This is a genomic window from Tenacibaculum ascidiaceicola (assembly GCF_047470925.1).
Taxonomy (GTDB): Bacteria; Bacteroidota; Bacteroidia; order Flavobacteriales; family Flavobacteriaceae; genus Polaribacter; species Polaribacter discolor.
This window is the reverse complement of the sequence record NZ_JAZKJP010000002.1, coordinates 253608-276010: the sequence shown is the minus strand read 5'-3', so window position 1 is coordinate 276010 and position 22403 is coordinate 253608. Positions and strand designations below refer to the sequence as shown.

Here is a 22403-nt window from a genome sequence, read left to right as displayed (position 1 = left end):
CTAGGTTGAGATTTTTTTATATCCTTTGTTCAAGCTTAAACATAAACTTAAGCCTAACTCCTACCCTTTCTACCTCTATTCTTATTTTTTTTCCTGGTTTTGTATGAAACATATCTATGATTTCATTTAAATGATATTCATGAGCTGCCTTTCCATTAATTCTCTTTATTACATCCCCTACCTGTAGACCAGCTTTAAAAGCTGGTGAATTTTCTACTACTTTATCTATTTTATACTTAGGCTTAAAGCGATAAAAATAAGTGCTTACTAAAGAAATTACATTACTCTTTGGGGTTTGATTATCTGAACTATATGTATCTTTAATTTTAGTCAAGGCTTTTTCTTTTATTAACTCTTGTCCATCATATACTATATGTAAACCACTCATATTGTAATAAAATCCTTTATTTAATGAAGCACTTTTTTTAAGAACAACTCTTTTATTCGGATAATCAAGCCATACCTTAAAACGCTTTAAAATCCCTCCGCCAATACTACCATTTCTTTCTTTAAACTGCCTAGCATTAAAAGTTGATGAAGAATCTAAAAAAGAAACAGTTGGTTCTACTATATTAAACTTCCCTATAGAAATTTTTGGAACTCTACTTCTGTTCCCATAAATAGTGCCACTAAAACCTTCTCCAATTATATCTTTAAAAAACTTTTTAGGCGTTTTTAATTCTTCTTTTGTTCCTTCAAACAACCAAGCTGCATCACTCCCCCCTGTATCAATCAATAGTTTTACTGGTAACATTGTATTAGCTACAGTATCAACCTGTACATTAACATCTATATAAGGCTTATTTCTGTAAAATTGTAAAGGGAAACTTTCGCACCTATTACATACATTTAGATCATACGTTTTAGGGTTGTAAAAATCAATTCGTTTATTAACATAGTTAATCTTAACTATAACATCTTTCAATAAATCATACCCTATAATTCCATGGATGGTTGTCCCCATTTTAGCAGAAATATCAAATGCATCTTTCAAAATAACATATAACCCTTGGTTAGAACTAGCAATGTTTTTAATTCTAAATTTATTACCTCTAGAGAATAAGGCTTCTACTGGTTCCCCACTCCCCAAACCTCTTACAAACACTTTCTTTACATTATTTAAGCCAACACTATCCTTAGAAGTTAGATTAAATAAGATTGTTTTATTTACACCAGTATCTAAAATAAATGATAACTGATGTCCATTAATTTCTAAGGGAATGACTACTAAATTATTAATTAATTGAAATCTTAAAGACTGTCTATCAGTTTCTTCCCCTAAAAACTGAAAATTTTGTTGAGTAAAGGCAGACACGCTAAAAAAAAGCGCAAAAAAGTATAGTAATAATCTATTCAAAAGAACTTATTTTATGGTTATACTCTTAAAGATACAATCTTCATTTTAGAAATTCTGATTTTTATGATTTTTTTAACCGTTTTTTTTCCAATAAACATTCTGATACTCTCAAATATATTTCGCAATTTTGCTTTTCAAACAACTAATTTATATTAAAATGCCATCAATTTCTAGTAAAGGAAATGCTATGCCTCAATCACCAATTCGTAAATTGGTTCCTTTTGCTGAGGCTGCTAAAAAAAATGGAACAAAAGTTTATCATTTAAATATTGGTCAACCTGATATTAAAACACCACAAGTTGCTTTAGATGCTGTAAAAAACAATACTATCGAAGTATTGTCATACGCTAGATCTGAAGGTTCAGAAGAGTACAGAACTAAACTTGCTAATTACTATGCTAAAAATGATATTCATGTAACTGCAAACAATATTATTGCTACTACTGGAGGATCTGAAGCTTTGTTATTTAGTATTGGTAGTATTACTGACCCAGGAGACGAAATAATTATACCTGAGCCTTTTTATGCGAACTATAATGGTTTTTCTACTGCTTCAGGTGTAAAAGTAGTTCCTGTTATTTCTAAAATTGAAAATAATTTTGCCTTACCTGCAATTGAAGACTTTGAAAAGTTAATTACTCCAAAAACTAAGGCTATTTTAATCTGTAATCCGGGAAACCCAACTGGATACTTATACAGTAAAGAAGAAATTGAAAAGCTAAAACAAATTGTGTTAAAACACGATTTATTTTTAATTGCTGATGAAGTGTATCGTGAGTTTACTTACGATGGTGAAAAACATAACTCAGTTATGGCTTTTGAAGGATTAGAGCAAAATGCTATTATGATTGATTCTGTATCGAAACGTTATAGTATGTGTGGTGCAAGAATTGGTTGTATAGTTTCTAAAAACGAAGAGTTTATAAATACAGCTCTTAAGTTTGCACAAGCGCGTTTAAGCCCACCAACGTATGCTTTAATTGCTAGTGAAGCTGCTTTAGATACACCTCAAAGCTATTTTGATGAAGTTATTGAAGAGTATGAAGATCGTAGAAATACGTTAATCACTGAATTACAAAAAATAGACGGTGTAAAAGTTGCTAATCCTAAAGGTGCTTTTTACTGTGTTGTTGAATTTCCAGTTAAAGATACTGATGATTTTGCGCAATGGATTTTAGAAAAATTCAATGATAATAACGAAACAGTAATGGTAGCTCCTGCAAGTGGATTCTACTCTACCGAAGGTGAAGGAAAAAACCAAGTGCGTATTGCTTACGTTTTGAATAAAACTGACTTAAAACGTTCTGTTGAAATATTAAAAATCGCCTTAGAAAAATATAATAGTTAATTGAATATTCAAGAAAACATATCTTTAAAAGAATACAACACGTTTGATATTGATGTAAATGCCAAACGTTTTGTTTCTATTACTTCAGTATACCAATTACAACAACTTATAAAAGAGGAAAAAGACATTTTTTTAATTTCTGGCGGTAGTAACATGTTACTTACCAAAGATATTGAAACCTTAGTTGTACATATTAATTTTAAAGGAATTTCAATAGATCAACAAAACCATAACGATATCTACATAACTGTAAATGCTGGTGAGAATTGGCACGAGTTCGTATTATGGTGTGTTTCTCTAAATTATGGCGGCTTAGAAAACTTATCGCTTATTCCTGGAAATGTAGGTACTTGTCCTATTCAAAACATTGGAGCTTACGGAGTTGAAGTAAAAGATACTATAACTAAGGTAGAAGCTATTGAAATAAAAACAGGAAAACTCGTTTCTTTTTCTGCTGAAGAATGCCAGTTTGGATATCGAAATTCTATTTTTAAAAATAAAGCTAAAGGAAAGTATATATTAACTTCTGTTAGTTTTAAATTAACTAAAAACAATCATAAGCTTAATACTTCTTACGGAGCAATAGAGTCTGAATTATCTTCAAAAGGAATAACAAATCCAACCATTAAAGATATTTCTGATGCTGTTATTACTATCCGTCAATCTAAATTACCCGATCCAAAAGAAATTGGTAATAGCGGAAGTTTCTTTAAAAACCCAGTAATTTCTAAAGAACTTTTTGAAAAACTTCAAAAAAATTATCCAAGCATTCCTAGTTATGTGATTTCAGATACCGAAATTAAAGTCCCTGCTGGTTGGCTAATTGAACAAAGCGGCTTTAAAGGAAAGCGTTTCGGTAACTACGGAGTTCATGAAAAACAAGCCTTAGTTTTAGTAAATTATGGTGATGCCTCAGGGAAAGAAATTTATGAATTGGCACAAAAAATTCAACGTACTATTAAAGATACATTTGATATTAATCTTGAAATAGAAGTTAATATTATTCAATAAAAAAAGGAGCGTAGTAGTTACGCTCCTTTATATTTATACACCTCTTTTTTCTATTCTTTTTCAAACAAAGCTTTATAAATTAAACCTCCTACAATTGCTCCTGCAATAGGCGCTACCCAAAACAACCATACCTGCGACAAATAACCTCCGCCAGCAAATAATGCTTGACTCATAGAACGTGCTGGATTAACAGAAGTATTGGTTATAGGAATACTAATTAAATGAATTAAAGTTAGCCCTAAACCAATTGCAATTGGTGCAAAACCTTTAGGAGCGTTTTTATGAATACTTCCTAAAATAATTAGTAAGAAAAACATAGTTAACAAAAACTCTGCTATAAAAGCGGCTGTTAAATTATAACCACCAGGAGATAACTCTCCATAACCATTAGCTGCAAAGCCTCCAAGTGTTTCAAATCCGTCGTTATCTGTTACTATTAAATATAAAAAAGTAGCTGCTAATACAGCACCTACTAATTGTGATATAATATATGGTACTACTTCTTTAGCTGTATGATTTCCACCAACCCAAAGCCCAATAGTAACTGCAGGGTTAAAATGACCTCCAGAAATATGCCCTACAGCATACGCCATTGTTAATACTGTTAAACCAAATGCTAAGGCTACTCCTGCAAAACCAATTCCTAACTCAGGAAAACCAGCTGCAAAAATTGCACTACCACAACCTCCAAAAACTAACCAAAATGTTCCGAAGAATTCAGCAAAATATTTTTTCATATCCATATTTTTAAATTAATTGATTATATAATATAAGACACTCAAACAGATAAAAGTCACAACTTTATAAATCTCTCTTTATTCTATATAGAAAAACTGGAAGTTTGTATCTTTGCAATACAAAACAATACATCATGAAATTAATTTTTGTTACCATAGGATTATTAGCTTTAGCATTTGCTGGAATTGCCATTAAAATTTGGGCAAAAAAAGACGGAGAGTTTGCTGGGACTTGTGCTAGTCAAAACCCAATGTTAAACGAAAGCGGTGAAGCTTGTGGATTTTGTGGTAAAACCCCAGACCAGTTTGATACTTGTAATGAGCCTCAACATAACTAAGTAAACACCACTCAACTAACCTTTTACTTTCTTTACAATACATACTCCTACTCTACGCTCATTATGTAGCTACGTCTGTACAGATAGTGTATTAACTTATCTCTCTTGGAAAATCAACATAAGAAAGTTTTGTTTTCTTATTAGCATTCCTTGATATTTGTTTAGTATTGCTGCAAATTAGTATCTTTATATCAAATCAAATTTCGAAACCTAAGCATTGGAAATAAATCAAGAAAAAGTACTTAATCACATTCAACAAGCAAAAAAAGGAAATCAGATATCTTTTAATTATTTATTAGATACTTTTTGGGGAACTGTGTACGCTTTTCAACTAAAAAAAACTAAGAATGATAACGATGCTGAAGATATTACCATTCAAACTTTTTCTAAGGCTTTTGACCGAATTGAGACTTTTGATGAAAATTACCAGTTTAAAACTTGGTTAATTACAATTTCTAAAAATGTATATATTGATTCTCTTCGAAAGAAAAAATCTAGTATATATACACAAACAACAGAAGAGCAAGAAAAAGAGGTATATGCTGTTGCCGATGATGCTCCATCTCCTGAAGACAAAATTATTACTGAGCAAAATTTAGCAAAGCTTCTAAAAGACATCAAAAAACTGAAACCAAAATATCAAGAAGTTATCAATCTTCGGTATTTTCAAGAATTGAGTTACAAGGAAATTTCTGAGCAAATAGGAGAACCGATGAACAATGTAAAAGTAAAATTATTGCGTGCAAAAAAATTATTAGCTGAAATAATAAAGAAATCATAAATTGCAAAACCATAAAAATCAAAACTTTATGATTTTACAGTTTCATGCAACAGGAAAATATCTATATAAAAAAGAACTTTACAAAGAATTTCAACAAAAAAGAGAAGGAAAAAAACACATAAAAACTTTGTTTAAAAAGTTAGAATATAGTGACTTTTTAAACTTTTAAGCCCTCTTTTTTCATGAAAAAATCCCTCTTAAATTTACTTGGCCCTGGAATATTGTTTGCTGGAGCCGCCATAGGTGTTTCTCATTTAGTACAATCAACCAGAGCCGGTGCCGATTTTGGTTTTGGTTTACTTTGGGCACTTCTCCTAGTACATATTATTAAATACCCTTTTTTTCAGTTTGGCCCTCGGTATGCTACTGCAACGGGAGAAACACTATTAGATGGCTATCAAAAACTTGGTAAAGGTGTTTTAATAAGTTATTTTATTTTAAACCTTGCTACCATGTTTACCATTCAAGCAGCAGTTACCATTGTTACAGCTAGCTTAGCTTCTAACCTTTTTGGTATTTCTCTTGATTTAGTTACATGGTCAGTACTAATTATGCTCGTTAGTATTGTTTTTTTAGGTATTGGTAAATACAAGTTTTTAGATAATTTAATGAAGTACATTATTGCTATTTTAACTATTAGCACCATAGTAGCTGTAAACATTGCTTTACTTAAAACTAATAAAGGTTTTAGTTTTCAACAAATAGTACCAAGCGGAACTGCTCAAGTTACTTTTTTAATTGCCTTCTTAGGATGGATGCCTGCACCGTTAGATATTTCTATTTGGCACTCTTTATGGTCAGTGGAAAAAGACAAAACTACTTTTGTAAAAATAAAACCTAAGCAAGCTATTTTTGATTTTAATGTTGGATATATTGGAGCTTTATTTTTAGGGGTTTGTTTTGTTATGTTAGGAGCATTGGTTATGTATCAATCCGGTGAGTCATTCTCTAGTAAAGGAACTATTTTTGCTTCTCAATTAATTAATTTATACACTAAAAACTTAGGAGAGTTTTCTTCTGTGTTTATTGGAGTAGCAGCTTTTACTACTATGTTTAGCACTACCATTACAACTTTAGATGCTTCACCTAGAGCCATGGAAAAATCTTCTTTTTTACTTTTTTCAAAAAAAATAAAACTAGGGTATTGGTTTTGGTTGATATTGTTAACACTTGGAACTTCTGTTATTCTATATTACTTTTTAAGTGATATGGTTTTTCTTGTGAGAATAGCTACAGTTTTATCTTTTTTAACAGCTCCTTTTTATGCTATTCTCAACTATATATTAATTACTGGTAAACACACTCCCAAAAAATACAGACCAAGTATGGGGTTACGTATCTTGAGTCTTATAGGTATTGTTTTTTTGTTCGGATTTAGTATTTGGTTTTTACTTAGTTTATAAATCTTTTCTTCGTAAATTTGCAGTTCAATTTTTATGGAATGGCAAACGAAACTGTAGCAACACCAGAAAGAACGAAAAAACCAAAATGGTTACGTGTAAAATTACCTGTAGGAAAAAAATACACGGAACTAAGAGGACTAGTTGATAAATATAAACTGAACACCATTTGTACTAGCGGAAGTTGTCCTAATATGGGAGAATGCTGGGGAGAAGGTACTGCTACCTTTATGATTTTAGGTAACACCTGTACACGCTCTTGTGGATTTTGTGGTGTTAAAACAGGACGCCCAGATACTGTTGAATGGGATGAACCTGAAAAAGTAGCTCGTTCTATTAAATTAATGAATATTAAGCATGCTGTAATCACTTCGGTTGACCGTGATGACTTGAAAGATGGAGGTTCTATTATTTGGTCTGAAACAGTACAAGCTATTCGTAGAGCAAATCCTAATACCACTTTAGAAACTCTAATCCCTGACTTTCAAGGAAACGAAAAATTAATAGATCGAATCATTGAAGTAGCACCGGAAGTAGTTTCTCATAATATGGAAACAGTACGCCGTTTAACTCGTGAAGTCCGTATTCAAGCAAAATATGATCGTAGTTTAGGTGTTTTAAAATACCTAAAAGAAAACGGAATGCGTACTAAATCTGGAATTATGCTTGGTTTAGGAGAAACAGAAGATGAAGTAATACAAACTATGAAAGATTTACGCGGTGTTGGATTAGATGTTATTACTATCGGACAATATTTACAACCTAGTAAAAAACACTTACCTGTTAAGGAATTCATAACTCCTGAACAGTTCAAAAAATACGAAACATTAGGATTAGAAATGGGCTTTATGTATGTAGAAAGCGGTGCTTTAGTACGTTCTTCATATAAAGCACATAAACACGCTAGCTAACCTTAAATTAAAATATCCTTAACTTTTTAACGGTTTAACGTTAAAAAAATGTCAAATAATTAAAAATTAAATAAAGTATGCCTTTTTATTTATAATTTTGGCACAGATATTGGAAACAACAATACCGTAAGCAAGTAACATTGTTTTCATTGTGTAAATTATTTGAATTAGTTGATTAACAAAGAAGCCCGCTCAATTGAGCGGGCTTCCTGTTTTTGTATTTATAATAAAGCTACTTAAATAGCTCTAATAATATCATATTTAGTAATGATATGATGTTTACCGTTTTCTAAATCAACTAATACAGCTTGGTTCTCTTTATTAATTAATTTAGATACCTCATCAATGGAAGCTGATTTTTTAACTGTAGGATATGCTTTACCCATTACATCTTTAATAGGTTTTTCTGCTATGTTTTTATCTTCTAAATAACTATGTAATAATGCTGATTCATCTACAGAACCTACAAATCCATTTGCATCTCTTACTGGAATTTGTGATATTTTAAATGCACGCATTCTTTCAATAGCATGAGATACTAATTCTTCTGTTTGAACAGTTACTAACGGTTTATCTATATGATCTTTAATTAAATCTTCCGCAGTAGTAATTTCTTCTTCTAAAAAGCCTCTATCACGCATCCAATCGTCATTAAACATTTTTCCTACATAACGACTTCCATGATCGTGGAATAACACTACTACTACATCATCTGGTTTAAACTCATCTTTTAATTGTAACAATCCTTTGATTGCTGATCCAGCAGAATTACCTACAAAAATACCTTCTTCCTTAGCTATTCTACGGGTGTAAATAGCAGCATCTTTATCGGTTACTTTTGTAAATCCATCAATTAAAGAAAAATCAACATTCTTAGGTAAAATATCTTCACCAATACCTTCAGTGATATATGGGTAGATTTCATTCTCATCAAAAATACCTGTTTCGTGGTATTTTTTAAATACAGATCCATACGTATCTACTCCCCAAATTTTAATATTCGGATTCTTTTCTTTTAAAAACTTAGCTGTACCTGAAACAGTTCCTCCTGTTCCTACTCCAACTACAAAATGTGTTATTTTACCATCTGTTTGTTCCCAAATTTCTGGTCCAGTTTGCTCGTAATGTGCTTGTGCATTTGACGGATTGTCATATTGATTTACATACCAAGAGTTTGGTGTTTCTTCACCTAAACGTTTAGAAACAGAATAATATGAACGAGGGTCATCTGGTTCTACATTCGTAGGACAAACAACTACCTCTGCTCCTACTGCACGTAGAATATCCATTTTCTCTTTAGATTGCTTATCTGAGATTACAAAAATACATTTGTACCCTTTTACAATAGCTGCTAATGCTAATCCCATCCCTGTATTTCCTGAAGTACCTTCAATAATAGTACCTCCTGGCTTTAAACGACCATCTGCCTCGGCATCTTCAATCATTTTAAGTGCCATACGGTCTTTTACAGAGTTTCCTGGATTAAACGTTTCTACTTTAGCTAATACTAAAGCATCTACTTCTTTTGTTACTGAGTTTAACTGAACTAAAGGTGTGTTACCAATAGTTTCTAATATATTTTTTGCGTACTTCATATCTAATTAATGTTATGCAAAACTAAGCAAATCGAATGGATTTTGAAGGGCGGATTTTTGTGATGATGTATGAAGGAACAATTAGCATTAAAAAACACAATGCTAACGTACCTATATTCAACAATAAAATTGCTAAGAAATTAATATCTACAGGCATTGTTGATACATAATAAGTTTCAGGATCTAGACTTATTAGCTTCGTATATTTCTGAATTAAAAGAATGCTAAGCCCAATAAGATTTCCCCAGAACAATCCTTTTAAAATTAAGTAAGAAGCATTGTATAAAAATATTTTTCGGATACTCCAATTTACACTTCCTAATGCTTTTAAAATCCCGACCATTTGTACACGTTCTAAAATAAGCACTAACAATGCTGTTACCATATTTATTCCTGCAACTAATACCATGATTCCGATAATAAACCACACGTTATTATCTAGTAGTTTTAACCATTCAAAAATAGCAGGATAATTACTTACAATTGTAATACTATTTAATGTTGCACCAATGCTTGTATATACTTCATCTCCTTTTTCTTTTAGCTTATCATAATCATCAATCAATACTTCAAAACCACCTACCTCATTATCTTTCCAACGATTAATTTTTTGAACTTCCCTTAAATCACCCAACAACATAATCTTATCAAACTGTTCAAAACCTGTATTATATATTCCTACAATAACTGGCTTTCTAGACTTAAACTTCAAACTACTATTTTCGGCTCCAAACCAAGTTTGAATTGTATCGTTAACTTTAAAATGTAATCGGTTTGCTATGGATTCTGAAATTAGAATTTCTCTATTTCTATCTTGTGTAAAATCTGGTAGACGACCTTCAACTAAACATTCATTAAAAAAAGTAAAATCGTAATCAGCCGAAACTCCTTTGAAAATGATTCCTTCAAAATCAGTTGGAGTTCTTATAATTCCTCCTACATTGGCAAAAGGTTGTACTTTTTTTATGCCATCAATATTTTTAAATTCTGGATAAAACTCTTGGTTAATATCAATAGGAACTGTGGAAACATCTGAATTATTATTATCATAATTTACAATTTGAATATGCCCTTTAAAACCCGTCATTTTATCACGTACTTTCTTCTGAAATCCTGAGGTAATTGATACCGCTATCAACATAATAGCTACCCCAAGAGCAATGGCAATGGTAGCAATGGTTATGATAGGTGATGAAATACTGCTTTTATACTGTTTTCCAGCAATGATTCGTTTTGCTATGAATAGTTCGAAGTTCAAATGTTTTCTTTTTTACAAAACCAAAAGTAATTAATTCTTATGTAAAGAAAGAGAAGAATACCTAGGTTTTAATTCTTTAACTTTTATTATTCTTAAAAAACAGAATTCTGTACCTTTATGTTTTAATTTTTTATAGATGAAGCTTTCTTTTAATTACGTTTTTTTACTTTTTTTAGTATTCAGTTTTCAATTTTCTTCTTGTGCACAACAGCAAAAAAAATCTACTACTAAAGAAGCTATAAAACAAGAAGAACCAAAAACAATTAAAACGGGTGCTGATAGAACAGACCAATACCTTCCTCTTTTAAAAAATAAAAATATAGCCATTGTTGCAAATCAAACTTCCGTTTTACAAGTATTACAACGAGCTGAAGTTTCACCCAATATTATGGGATCTAAACATGTTACTCACCATTTAGTGGATTACCTCCATAACTACGAAGGGATTAACGTACAAAAAGTTTTTGCTCCTGAACATGGCTTTAGAGGAAAAGCGGATGCTGGTGAAGCGATAGCTGATGGAAAGGACATAAAAACGGGGATTCCAATTATTTCGTTGTACGGAAAAAACAAGAAACCTTCTCCTGAGCAACTCAAAGGAATTGATGTTGTAGTTTTTGACATTCAAGATGTGGGCGCGCGTTTTTACACCTATATTTCTACGTTACATTATGTGATGGAAGCTTGTGCCGAGGCAAATATTCCTGTGATTTTATTAGATAGACCTAATCCTAACGGACATTATATTGACGGACCTGTTTTAGAACCTGAACACAAAAGTTTTGTAGGTATGCATCCTGTTCCTATTGTATATGGAATGACGATTGGGGAATACGGACAAATGATTAACGGTGAACAATGGTTAGCTAACGACTTAAAATGTAATTTAACTATTATTCCGTTAGAAAATTACACACATCAGTCAACATATAGCTTACCTGTAAAACCATCTCCTAACTTACCAAACGATGTTTCGATAAACTTATACCCTAGTTTGTGTTTTTTTGAAGGAACCAACGTATCTGCTGGAAGGGGAACCAATAAACAGTTTCAAGTGTATGGTTCACCTTTTTTAGAAAAATCTGACTTTAGCTTTACGCCACAGCCCAACGAAGGAGCAAAGCATCCAAAACATAAAGAAAAGATGTGCTTTGGGGAAGATTTAAGCGCTTCAGAACGTTTAGCTAACTTAAACCTTAGCTGGTTATTAAAAGCTTATCAACAATCTCCTAAAAAAGATTTTTTCAATTCTTTTTTCATCAAATTAGCAGGTACTAAAAAGCTACAACAACAAATTGAACAAGGGCTTTCAGAAAAAGAAATTAAAGCAAGCTGGCAACAAGGTTTAAATGATTTTAAAAAAATACGTGAGCAGTATTTGTTGTATGATTAATTAGTTAAAAATTTAGTTTAACTAGTTATAATTTTCACAAAAATTAAACTAATATTGATAGTCTTACTTTTAACAATACTGGCTAAGAAATGAAACAATTAACCATCATAGTAATTTTATGTTCTTTAAATTTCTCTTGTAAAAAAAATATTGAAATAAATAAGGATGAAATATTTATAAAAGGAGGAATTAAAAGTGAATTGGTTATTATGAAAATAATAAATAATGACCATAATGATGATTATACTAATTTTCCATTCCATTATTACGTTAAAGAAAAAGCTAGACTAAAAATTAAGGGATATGGAATAACCTTTCAGTATGAAAATGGAGAAAAAAAATACTTTCTTAATCAAAAACCATTGAAACTAAACGATAGGTTAAATTTTCATAAAAAAAACAAATACTACCATTGGGAATTGGAGAAGCCATCTGACAAAAAAGAATATGAAATTTTTCCTTTCAATTTTGAAAAAAATCATTGGTACAAAATACGAGACATTAGTTTTAGAGGGGCTAATTGTTATTTTAGTTTTTTCATAAATGATAAAGGAGAATTTGTGTATGATGATATAGAGTATATTACACTAAGTCCAATATAATTTAACTCAAAAATTATTCTTTTATATAACTATAACCACTTCCAAATAAAAAATCTTGTTGTAGAAAGCCCTAAGTAATCATTTCTCTTCACACATCGATTGTCGGTATTCAATTCCCCAATTTGCCAATGTATCAATTAAAGGAGCTAGTGTTTTGCCATGTTCGGTAATAGTATATTCAACAGTGATTGGTTTTGTATTTTTAACCGTTCTGTTAACCAAACGATTCATTTCTAAATCTTGCAATTCTTTCGATAGCATTTTCGAACCAATTCCGTTTATTTCTCGTAATAAATCCATAAACCCTAGTTTATTGCCTTCTATCAGCGTTCCTAAAATATGGAACTTCCATTTTCCTGATAATATACTCATTGCATCACTTATAGCTTGCATTCTAACTTGACAAACAGTTGTATTGTTTATTACTGATTTTTTCACTGATGTAAACTCTATAATTTATTCTTTAAACACTAAGGTAGTTTCCTAGAGGAAAGTACTTTCCTTTAGGAAACTCATGCCAAATATACTAGTTATCTATCATAGTTTTGTTTTATAAAACAATTGTAAAACAAATAAGAACATGGTTAAAAATATTAATGTACTAATAGTATTTATTGCCTTGTTGAATCTTGCAGCTTGCAAAGAACAGTCAAAAACAAACAACATGAACGAGCAAACATCGAACGCAAATCCGCTTTTATGCGATCCACAAACAGGAATGTGTGAAGTAGCAAGTGATAGTAACGAAAATGCTACTATAAAAAAAGATCAACCTAAAGAAAAAAAGATAAAGGTAATTTACTTTACTGATCCTATCTGTTCTTCTTGTTGGGCTATAGAACCACAATTAAGAAAGTTAAAACTTGAATATGGGCAAAATCTTGAAATTGATTATAGAATGGGAGGTTTATTACCTGATTGGAGTTATAACAGTGGAGGAATAAGTAAACCTTCAGACGTTGCTCATCATTGGGATGAAGTTAGCGTTTATTACGATATGCCTATAGATGGTGATGTATGGTTAGAAGATCCTTTAGATTCTTCTTATCCTCCTTCAATTGCTTTTAAAGCTGCTCAGTTACAAGATAAAAACAAAGCTATTTTGTTTTTAAGGGAACTGCGAGAAATGGTATTCTTAAAAAAGAAAAACATTGCTAAATGGGAGCACATGGCTACTGCTGCTAAAAATGTGGGACTTGATGTTGATTCATTAAAAACTGACTACGAAGGAAAAGCTAAACTATTATTTGAAGAAGATTTAAAATTAGCAAGAGCTTATAGAGTAAGAGGTTTTCCTACAATGTATTTTGAAGATAATTCTGGTAACCAAGAAATCGTATACGGTTCTAAAGCGTATGCTTTCTACGAAATGGCTATTTTAAAAATTCAACCTACAATTTCTAAAAGTGAATATGCTAAGGACTGGAAAACTTTATTCGCTAAATACAATTCACTAACTGTTAGAGAGTATTCAGAATTATCTGGGATTCCTAGAATACAAAGTGAACAATTATTAAATGACCTCATGAAAAAGGGATATTTAGAAAAAATTGCTACTAAAAATGGAGCTATGTGGGAGGTTAAAAAAATATAACTCCTAGCACTAAACATAAGCAATAGCAACCGCCCCCCATATGAATGGTGTTTTATTTTAAAACTACATCATTAATTCCGCTATTGCTTATGTATAAAAACAAAAGCGAAATTTTATAGTTTTATCGTACAAGGCTTATAAAAAACCTTGCTCTTTCATCCAGTTATTAGAATAAATCTTATTCATATAACGAGAACCATGATCTGGTAAAATTACTACTACTACACTATTTTCATCAAAAAATCCATTATCGGCGTATTGTTGCGTAGCTTGTAAAGCTGCTCCTGAAGTATACCCTGCGAAAATTCCTTCTGCTTTTACTAACTCTCTGGCCTTTAAAGCAGCTTCTTTATCTGATACTTTTTCGTAAACGTCTACCACATCAAAATCTGTAGAAGTAGGTATTAAGTTCTTTCCTAATCCTTCTATCTTGTACGGACTGATTTCATTTGCATCAAACTCACCAGTTTCGTGATATTTTTTAATTACAGACCCCATTGCATCTACCCCAAGAATCTGTATATCTGGATTTTGCTCTTTTAAGTATCGTGCAGTTCCAGAAATTGTACCTCCTGTTCCGCTAGCAGCCACTACATGTGTTACTTTTCCATCGGTTTGTTCCCAAATTTCTGGTCCTGTACTCTTGTAATGTGCTTCAATATTCAACTCATTAAAATACTGGTTGATATAAATAGACCCTGGATTTTCTCTATGTAATCTTTTAGCTACTTCGTAATAAGAACGAGGATCGTCTGGAGTAACATTTGCAGGACATACATGCACTTCTGCCCCCATCGATTTTAGCATATCTATTTTATCTTGAGAAGACTTATCGCTTACTGCTAAAATACAACGATAACCTTTTACGATACTTATCATTGCCAATGAAAAACCTGTGTTACCAGAGGTTGTTTCTACAATAATATCTCCTTCTTTTACTATTCCTTTTTGTTCTGCCGTTTCTATGATATGCAACGCAATTCTATCTTTAGCAGAGTGCCCCGGATTAAAAGCTTCAACTTTTGCATAATATATACCCGGTAAATCTTGGGTAATTCGATGCAGTTGAATCATGGGGGTTTGACCTACTAAATCTATTATTGAATTGGTTATACCTTGATGTCTCTTCATTATAGTCTTTAAATAAGAAAAAGTGTCATTACGAAAATTAGACACGAAAAATCTGTTGAGATTGTTCGTTGCTTTCGCAATGACACTTACACTCAATCGAGCGCAAAAATATAATTATTTTTTTAACTTACCTTCTAACATTAAAAAGAACGTATATTCTTCTGCAGTTTCTTTTAATGCATCGAACCTTCCTGAAGCTCCTCCATGGCCTGTTTCCATATTAGTATGTAAGAATAACATATTGTTATCAGTTTTTAACTCACGTAACTTCGCAACCCATTTCGCTGGCTCCCAGTACTGTACTTGACTATCATGTAAACCTGTAGTTACCAACATATTTGGATATGCTTTTGCCTCTACTTGATCGTATGGAGAATACGACTTAATATAATCGTAATATTCTTTATCATTAGGATTTCCCCATTCGTCATATTCACCTGTAGTTAATGGAATACTATCATCTAACATCGTAGAAATTACATCTACAAATGGTACTGCAGCAATTATTCCATTATACAATTCAGGATTCATATTAATGATAGCTCCCATTAGTAGTCCTCCAGCAGAACCTCCCATAGCGTATAAATGCTCAGGTGATGTATATCCTTGATCAATTAAATACTTAGAACAGTCAATGAAATCGGTAAATGTGTTTTTCTTATTCAACATTTTACCATCTTCGTACCATTCACGTCCTAAATACTGACTTCCTCTAATATGCGCTAATGCATATACAAATCCACGATCTAATAAACTTAAACGTGTTGTTGAAAATCCGTCATTAATTGTATATCCGTAAGAACCGTACGCATATTGTAAAATTGGCGTATTTTTATCAAGCTTAGTATCTTTATGGTGTACGATTGATAACGCTACTTTTTTACCATCACGAGCAGGCACCCAAATACGCTTACTTACATAATTGTTTTTATCAAACTTTCCTCCTAAAACTTCTTGTTCTTTTTTAACCTCTTTTGATCTGTCTTTCATATTGAAATCAATCACAGAGCTTGGAGTTGTCATTGAGTTATACGAATAACGTATTACCTCAGTATCAAATTCTGGATTTCCATATACTCCTGCTGAGTAAGTTTCTTCATCAAAAGGCAAATAATAGTCTTCTCCTCCATCCCATCGTTTGATACGGATTTTATTTAATCCTTCATTTCTTTCTTCTAAAACTAAATAATCTTTAAAAATTGAGAAGTCTTCAAATAACGTATCTTCTCTATGTGGAATTACATCTACCCAATTCTCTTTTCCTGGCTTATCTACAGGAGTTTTCATTAACTTAAAGTTGGTTGCTCCATCTTTATTGGTTTTAATGTAAAAATGATCTCCGTAGTGTGCTACTTCATATTCTAAATCACGCTCACGAGGTTGAATTATTTGTAATTCTCCATCAGGATTATTAGCATCTAATACATGGTACTCAGTTGAAACTGTACTGTAAGAACCAATTATGATATACTTTTTTGATTTTGATTTGGTAACAAAAGCTCCAAAAGTATCATCTTTTTCCTCATATACTAATTCATCTAAAGATGCATCTGAACCTAAAGTGTGTTTATAAATCTTTGAAGAACGTAAGGTTACAGGGTCTTTTTTAGCATAAAACAATGTTTTATTATCATTAGCCCAAACCGAACCTCCAGTGGTATTCTCAATAATATCTTTGTAAATTTTACCAGTTTCTAAGTTTTTAATTCTGATAAAATATTGTCTACGACTTACCGTATCTGTTGCAAAAGCCACCATTTTGTTATCTGGTGAAACATTTAACCCTCCTAACTGAAAATAATCATATCCTTTTGCTTCTTTATTCACATTAAACATGATCTCCTCTTCAGCTTCTAAGGTTTCTTTTTTACGACTATAAATTGGGTATTGCTGTCCTTTTTCATAACGAGTAATGTAAAAGTATCCATCCTTTTTATATGGTACTGACTCATCATCCTCTTTAATACGCCCTTTCATTTCTTGAAATAACTCTTCTTGAAACTCTTTGGTTTCTTTCGTCATTTCTTCATAATAAGCGTTTTCTGCATTTAAATAATCGTATACTTTTTGGGTTTGTTCATCTTTAACTTTAGCATTCTTTTGCTCATCGGTTAAACGCATCCAAAAGTAATCATCGGTACGAACATCTCCATGCTTCTCTAACTTAGTCGGTTGCTTTTCAGCAACTGGGGCTTTGATATCTTTATTCATTTCTTGTTTTTTGCAAGAACCAAAAATAAGACTAAAAAACAAAGCCGGTAGCATTATTTTTTTCATTTTTTAAGTTGGTTTATATTTCCTGTGAAAATACTATTTTTGTTGTTAAACAAATCATAAAAACTGTACAACAATGTTTGGAGATATTTCTGGAATGATGGGTAAATTACAAGAAGCCCAACAAAAAGTAGAAGAGACAAAAAAGCGATTAGATACTGTTTTAATTGATGAAACAATTGCTGGAGGAAACGTAAAAGTTACAGTAACTGCTAATCGTGAAGTTAAAGCTATTACAGTAGATGAATCTTTGTTAGAAGACAAAGAAGAATTAGAAGACTATTTAATCTTAGCGCTAAACAAAGCATTAAAACGTGCTGGTGAAATTAACGAACAAGAATTGGCTGTTGCTGCTAAAAGCGGAATGCCAAATATTCCTGGAATGGATATGTTCAAATAATAACTTATGCCTTTACAATTAGAAGATTATATGTTACCCTGCTTAAACAAGAAATTTTTTGGTTTTGATTGTTTAGGATGTGGTATGCAACGTGCTTTAAGTTTAATTTTTCAAGGAGAATTTATTGCTGCCTTTAAAATGTATCCTGCTATATACTCTCTACTACTTTTGGTTATTGTTGTTGGTTTTAACTTCTTCTATAAAGTAAAAAACGCCCAAAAAATAATTAGTATATTGGCTATATTTAATTTACTTATTATAGTAATTAGCTATATCGTAAAAATGAATTTTTAACTTAAATTTTAGAAAAACTATGGAAAAACAAAAACTACCTAACTCAAGCACAGTTACTGTTTTAGGGGTATTATCAATTTTAGGTTCATGTTGTTTTGGAGGTGTTTTAGGGCTCATATTAGGTATTGTTGCTCTAATATTGGCTAAAAAAGCTAAAGAAACTTACGCTAGCAACCCTGAAGCTTACGATTTAGGCAGTATTAACACTGGAAGAATTATGGCTATTATTGGTATTATTTTAAGCTTATTAGTATTAGCTATTGTTGTTTTTATGGGATTCTACCTCGGATGGGATGCTATTGGAAACCCTGAGTTAATGAACGAAAGATTACAAGAACTACAATAATTCTACATCAATAAAAAAATAAAAGAGCGACCAAAACGGTCGCTTTTTTTTTATATCATTCCTTTAGCTTTAAACTCAAGGTATTTATTAATTACATTTACGGATAAATGTTGCGGCTTGGTTAAAATAGCATGCACAGCATTTTTCTCTAGTTCTTTTATCATCAAACGTTTTTCGTAAGCATATTTCTCTGCAATGGTTTTGTGATATACACTTTGTAAGTCTTCTGCATTTTCAGTGATTAAAGTATCTAATTCAGTGTTTTCAAAGAAAACTGTTACCAATAGGTGCTTCTTAGCTATCGCTTTTAAATAGGGTAATTGCCTTTTTAACGCCGATATATGTTCAAAATTAGTATATAAAATCAACAAACTACGTTGATTTATTTTTCGTTTAATGTTTGCATACAACAATGCAAAATTAGCATCTGAAAAGTCGGTAGTTATATTATACAACTCTTCGTTGATGACCGATAAATTAGTTTTCTTATTACTTGCTGCTACTATCTTTTCAACCTTTTTGGAAAAGGTAAGCATTCCTGCTTTATCATTTTTTAATAAAGCTATGTTTGAAAAAGCTAACGTTGAGTTAATTGCATAGTCTAGTAACTTTAATCCTTCAAAAGGCATTTTCATTACACGTCCTAAGTCTATTATAGAGTAAATAGGTTGCGATTTTTCATCTTGATATTGATTCACCATTAACTCTGCTCTTTTAGCCGTAGCTTTCCAGTTTATGGTACGTACATCGTCACCAGGAATATAGTTTTTTATCTGCTCAAACTCCATGGTATGCCCTATTCGTCGTATTTTCTTCATGCCAAACTCCGTTAAGTTATTGTTCATAGCCAAAAACTCATACTTCTTCATTTGTATATACGACGGATATACTTTCACACTTTCTTCCGCAGAAAACAAATAACGTTTAGAAAACATTTGTAAAAAAGAAGACACGAATACATTTACTTTTCCAAATTTGTACTCTCCTCTTTCAACAGGCCTTACATTGTATGTATAAGTAGACTTCTCTCCAGGTTTCAAAGACATTCCATGTTCAAAATCTCTTTTTTGAAATTGTGCTGGCAATTCATCAATCAACGAAATAAAAACTTGAAACGGATAATTATTTTCAAGTGTAATTGCTATTTCATTATCATCAGAGTTCGACAGCTTTTCTGATGCAATTCTTTTCGCTGAAAATCCATTTTTAAATCGATATAAAATAAGTACATCAACACACATCGCTATCACAAATAACCATACTAACATCCATGTTGCTGAATACAACGCAGGAAGCCAAAACGACACTAAAAACAATGCCGAAATTACGCTTATATAGATAAAAAAGCGATTGTGTACGTATAACGATTTAAAGAATTGAATCACTATCTTGGAACTTCTACAGATTGTACAATCATTTCAATCACCTTATCGGCAGTCATTCCTTCCATTTCGCGTTCAGGAGTTAACATAATTCTATGACGTAATACTGGATAAATACTCTTTTTTACATCTTCTGGAATTACAAAATCACGTCCGTTAATTGCCGCAAACGCTTTAGATGCCATCAATACTGCAATACTTGCTCTTGGCGAACCTCCTAAATACAAATGTGCATTGTTACGCGTGTTAGAAATGAGTTGCGCTATATATTTGATAATCTTTTCTTCTACCAATACCTCAAAAACCTTGTTTCTGTATTCTAATAATTCAGATTCAGTTAATACTGCTTCTACTTTAGTTTGCGGTAGCGCTCCTTTACGTTCGTTATGAGCAGTAATAATTTGTATTTCTTCATCTAAATTAGGGTACCCAACATTTATTTTAAACAAAAAACGGTCTAATTGAGCTTCTGGTAAAGCATAAGTTCCCTCTTGCTCTATTGGGTTTTGGGTTGCCAATACCATAAATGGTGGATTCATAACATAACGCTCACCATCCATCGTAATTTGTTTTTCTTCCATTACCTCAAACAACGCTGCTTGTGTTTTTGCAGGCGCTCTGTTAATCTCATCAATCAATACAATATTTGAGAAAATAGGTCCTTTTTTGAATTCAAAATCAGATGTTTTCATATTTAGTACCGAAGTTCCTAACACATCTGAAGGCATTAAATCTGGCGTAAATTGAATTCGGCTAAAATCAGTTGCAATGGTTTTTGCTAATAGTTTCGCTGTTACTGTTTTAGCAACTCCTGGCACACCTTCAATCAATACATGCCCATCTGCTAGTAAAGAAACCAACAGTAATTCCATAAACTCTTCTTGCCCTACAATTACTTTTCCTAACTGTTCTTTTATTTTAATAACAGCTTCTTTTAATTTCGACAAGTCTACTCTGCTTGAAAATAGTTCGTTTGTTACTTCTGCTGGATTATTTTCTGTATTCATCCTACTCTTTTTTATATGCTTTAAAATTTTCAATAGCTTTATTCAACGCTACCAAATCTTCTTCGGTTATACTTGATTTTGATTGTATTTGCTGTACCTTTTTGAATAAAGCAACTACTTTTTCTTCTGAATTACCACTTCTGTTAGCAAGGTTTTTATAAAAACGCTCATCTATTTTTAAAGTTGATAATCTGTATTTGATTCTGATATACTCCAAAAAATAGTTGATTTTATGTTCAGCTATATTTTTATGATCTGATTTTTCATAATACATATTGGCTATGGTACGTGTAAAAGCCAATGTTTGATTTTTTAATGGGGTAATTACAGGAATTAAGCGCTGATTACGTTTTCCTTTAAAAATAATAAAGAACAATACCCCTATCAATCCTATATAATATGCCCATTTTAACGATTTGGTTGACAGAATATAATGCATAGGTGAGGTTATTCTACTTTTTCCTGTTTTATAATAGGTATCCCATAAAATGGCACTTCTACTATTAGAGCCTCCCCCAGCCCCCGTTTCATTTTTTTGCTGATTATTTAAGTACGATAACACATTAGCTACATATTCATAATTGCTATCTAACAACATATTGTAATTGGTAAATGCTTGCGGAAAGGTGTGTAAATAAAAGTTTCCTTCTCCATACTTTACTTTGATAAAGTTTGGCTTTTTACTGATGATAGAATCATTTTCATTCCTTACTACCAACTCACCTAAAACAGTTGTATTAAGAGTATCTACTTCAGAAAAGTACAGCTTTGAAAAAGCTCTATCAAAATGATACTCTTTACCACCAAATATAGGATTACTCATTTTTTGATATGCTTTTTCTTCAAATGCCGAAGTAGTTAAATAACTTGTTTGAATCTGCAATGTATCTAAATGTATTCCATTTGTTGCTATAAATACATCATTCCCTCTATCTGTAAACTCTAAAAGCTGATTCAACTCATCTTTGTCAAAATTTACTTTATTATCAACAAAAAAGTACGTTCCATTATTCTTATCGTCTTTTAAATATATGTACGGATTTTGATAGACATCTTTTACTTCGCTTTTTGGAAATAAACTTGGCATTTCTTTATGCAGTACATATGTACCATACGGAATTTTATGTTTTGCTGCATAACTTGGATACCAATTGATTTCTTTAGGCTTTACAGACTCAACATAAAAAATACCGAGCACTATAAGCACCAACAAACCAATGTATATTTTTAATTTTTTATCCAAA

22 protein-coding genes are annotated in these 22403 nt (G+C 31.6%); 12 read left to right on the top strand and 10 right to left on the bottom strand.

Features of this window, described 5'->3' with window-relative positions:
- Positions 1-16 precede the first annotated feature (16 nt).
- The gene (locus tag VBY68_RS01625) at positions 17-1357 is read right to left on the bottom strand and encodes an aspartyl protease family protein (RefSeq protein WP_415268660.1); all 1341 of its coding nucleotides are present in this window, start codon (positions 1355-1357) and stop codon (positions 17-19) included.
- Positions 1358-1514: 157 nt separating this feature from the next.
- Between VBY68_RS01625 and VBY68_RS01620 the strand changes: the two genes are divergently transcribed.
- On the top strand, positions 1515-2705 hold the full coding sequence (locus tag VBY68_RS01620) for a pyridoxal phosphate-dependent aminotransferase (protein WP_415268659.1): 1191 nt from the start codon (positions 1515-1517) through the stop codon (positions 2703-2705).
- The gene (gene murB, locus VBY68_RS01615) at positions 2706-3716 is read left to right on the top strand and encodes a UDP-N-acetylmuramate dehydrogenase (RefSeq protein ID WP_415268658.1); all 1011 of its coding nucleotides are present in this window, start codon (positions 2706-2708) and stop codon (positions 3714-3716) included.
- A 50-nt stretch (positions 3717-3766) separates the two neighbouring features.
- On the opposite strand, the gene aqpZ is transcribed toward murB, so the two are convergent.
- Positions 3767-4453: an aquaporin Z gene (gene aqpZ, locus VBY68_RS01610; RefSeq protein WP_273695342.1), complete on the bottom strand. Its 687-nt coding sequence runs from the start codon at positions 4451-4453 to the stop codon at positions 3767-3769.
- A gap of 134 nt (positions 4454-4587) precedes the next feature.
- Between aqpZ and VBY68_RS01605 the strand changes: the two genes are divergently transcribed.
- The 4 genes from VBY68_RS01605 to lipA all read left to right on the top strand — a co-directional run bounded on the left by VBY68_RS01605 (position 4588) and on the right by lipA (position 7883).
- Positions 4588-4791: a membrane or secreted protein gene (locus VBY68_RS01605; protein ID WP_099216576.1), complete on the top strand. Its 204-nt coding sequence runs from the start codon at positions 4588-4590 to the stop codon at positions 4789-4791.
- A gap of 217 nt (positions 4792-5008) precedes the next feature.
- Positions 5009-5572, top strand: a complete 564-nt coding sequence (locus VBY68_RS01600) for an RNA polymerase sigma factor (RefSeq protein ID WP_415268657.1) — start codon at positions 5009-5011, stop codon at positions 5570-5572.
- A gap of 182 nt (positions 5573-5754) precedes the next feature.
- Complete coding sequence (locus tag VBY68_RS01595; RefSeq protein ID WP_099216574.1) at positions 5755-6975, top strand: Nramp family divalent metal transporter; 1221 nt, start codon at positions 5755-5757, stop codon at positions 6973-6975.
- A gap of 38 nt (positions 6976-7013) precedes the next feature.
- Complete coding sequence (gene lipA / locus VBY68_RS01590; protein WP_099216573.1) at positions 7014-7883, top strand: lipoyl synthase; 870 nt, start codon at positions 7014-7016, stop codon at positions 7881-7883.
- Positions 7884-8119: 236 nt separating this feature from the next.
- Here the strand turns inward: lipA and VBY68_RS01585 are convergent, their stop codons facing one another.
- Both VBY68_RS01585 and VBY68_RS01580 read right to left on the bottom strand, forming a co-directional pair.
- Positions 8120-9478, bottom strand: coding sequence for a pyridoxal-phosphate dependent enzyme (locus VBY68_RS01585; RefSeq protein WP_121147415.1), 1359 nt, complete (start codon positions 9476-9478; stop codon positions 8120-8122).
- A gap of 22 nt (positions 9479-9500) precedes the next feature.
- Positions 9501-10736 carry an ABC transporter permease gene (locus tag VBY68_RS01580; protein WP_415268656.1) on the bottom strand — a complete coding sequence of 412 codons (1236 nt, stop codon included), beginning with the start codon at positions 10734-10736 and terminating at the stop codon, positions 9501-9503.
- A gap of 136 nt (positions 10737-10872) precedes the next feature.
- Here VBY68_RS01580 and VBY68_RS01575 point away from each other — a divergent pair, with 136 nt between their 5' ends.
- Complete coding sequence (locus VBY68_RS01575) at positions 10873-12129, top strand: exo-beta-N-acetylmuramidase NamZ family protein (RefSeq protein ID WP_415268655.1); 1257 nt, start codon at positions 10873-10875, stop codon at positions 12127-12129.
- Positions 12130-12218: 89 nt separating this feature from the next.
- Positions 12219-12731, top strand: coding sequence for a hypothetical protein (locus VBY68_RS01570; RefSeq protein WP_415268654.1), 513 nt, complete (start codon positions 12219-12221; stop codon positions 12729-12731).
- A 78-nt stretch (positions 12732-12809) separates the two neighbouring features.
- On the opposite strand, the gene VBY68_RS01565 is transcribed toward VBY68_RS01570, so the two are convergent.
- Positions 12810-13169 carry a winged helix-turn-helix transcriptional regulator gene (locus VBY68_RS01565; protein WP_415268653.1) on the bottom strand — a complete coding sequence of 120 codons (360 nt, stop codon included), beginning with the start codon at positions 13167-13169 and terminating at the stop codon, positions 12810-12812.
- A gap of 226 nt (positions 13170-13395) precedes the next feature.
- On the opposite strand from VBY68_RS01565, the gene VBY68_RS01560 reads away from it, so the two are divergent.
- Positions 13396-14325 (top strand): DsbA family protein, encoded by a 930-nt coding sequence (locus VBY68_RS01560; RefSeq protein WP_415268698.1) that lies wholly within the window; start codon positions 13396-13398, stop codon positions 14323-14325.
- A gap of 135 nt (positions 14326-14460) precedes the next feature.
- On the opposite strand, the gene VBY68_RS01555 is transcribed toward VBY68_RS01560, so the two are convergent.
- Positions 14461-15456, bottom strand: a complete 996-nt coding sequence (locus tag VBY68_RS01555; protein WP_124589958.1) for a PLP-dependent cysteine synthase family protein — start codon at positions 15454-15456, stop codon at positions 14461-14463.
- A 114-nt stretch (positions 15457-15570) separates the two neighbouring features.
- A complete protein-coding gene (locus VBY68_RS01550; RefSeq protein WP_415268652.1) occupies positions 15571-17667 on the bottom strand; it encodes a S9 family peptidase in 2097 nt (698 codons plus the stop codon).
- A gap of 139 nt (positions 17668-17806) precedes the next feature.
- On the opposite strand from VBY68_RS01550, the gene VBY68_RS01545 reads away from it, so the two are divergent.
- Genes VBY68_RS01545 through VBY68_RS01535 form a run of 3 tightly spaced genes read left to right on the top strand, consistent with a single transcriptional unit; the run spans position 17807 to position 18770 of the window.
- Entirely contained in the window at positions 17807-18130 is a 324-nt protein-coding gene (locus tag VBY68_RS01545; RefSeq protein ID WP_121147422.1) for a YbaB/EbfC family nucleoid-associated protein, read from the top strand.
- A gap of 6 nt (positions 18131-18136) precedes the next feature.
- Positions 18137-18424 (top strand): DUF2752 domain-containing protein, encoded by a 288-nt coding sequence (locus VBY68_RS01540; protein ID WP_415268651.1) that lies wholly within the window; start codon positions 18137-18139, stop codon positions 18422-18424.
- Positions 18425-18443: 19 nt separating this feature from the next.
- Positions 18444-18770: a CCC motif membrane protein gene (locus VBY68_RS01535; protein WP_415268650.1), complete on the top strand. Its 327-nt coding sequence runs from the start codon at positions 18444-18446 to the stop codon at positions 18768-18770.
- 50 nt (positions 18771-18820) lie between these two features.
- Here the strand turns inward: VBY68_RS01535 and VBY68_RS01530 are convergent, their stop codons facing one another.
- Genes VBY68_RS01530 through VBY68_RS01520 form a run of 3 tightly spaced genes read right to left on the bottom strand, consistent with a single transcriptional unit; the run spans position 18821 to position 22402 of the window.
- The gene (locus VBY68_RS01530; protein WP_415268697.1) at positions 18821-20152 is read right to left on the bottom strand and encodes a DUF58 domain-containing protein; all 1332 of its coding nucleotides are present in this window, start codon (positions 20150-20152) and stop codon (positions 18821-18823) included.
- 2 nt (positions 20153-20154) lie between these two features.
- Entirely contained in the window at positions 20155-21159 is a 1005-nt protein-coding gene (locus VBY68_RS01525) for an AAA family ATPase (protein WP_415268649.1), read from the bottom strand.
- 1 nt (position 21160) lies between these two features.
- Positions 21161-22402, bottom strand: a complete 1242-nt coding sequence (locus tag VBY68_RS01520; RefSeq protein WP_415268648.1) for a DUF4350 domain-containing protein — start codon at positions 22400-22402, stop codon at positions 21161-21163.
- Position 22403 lies beyond the last annotated feature (1 nt).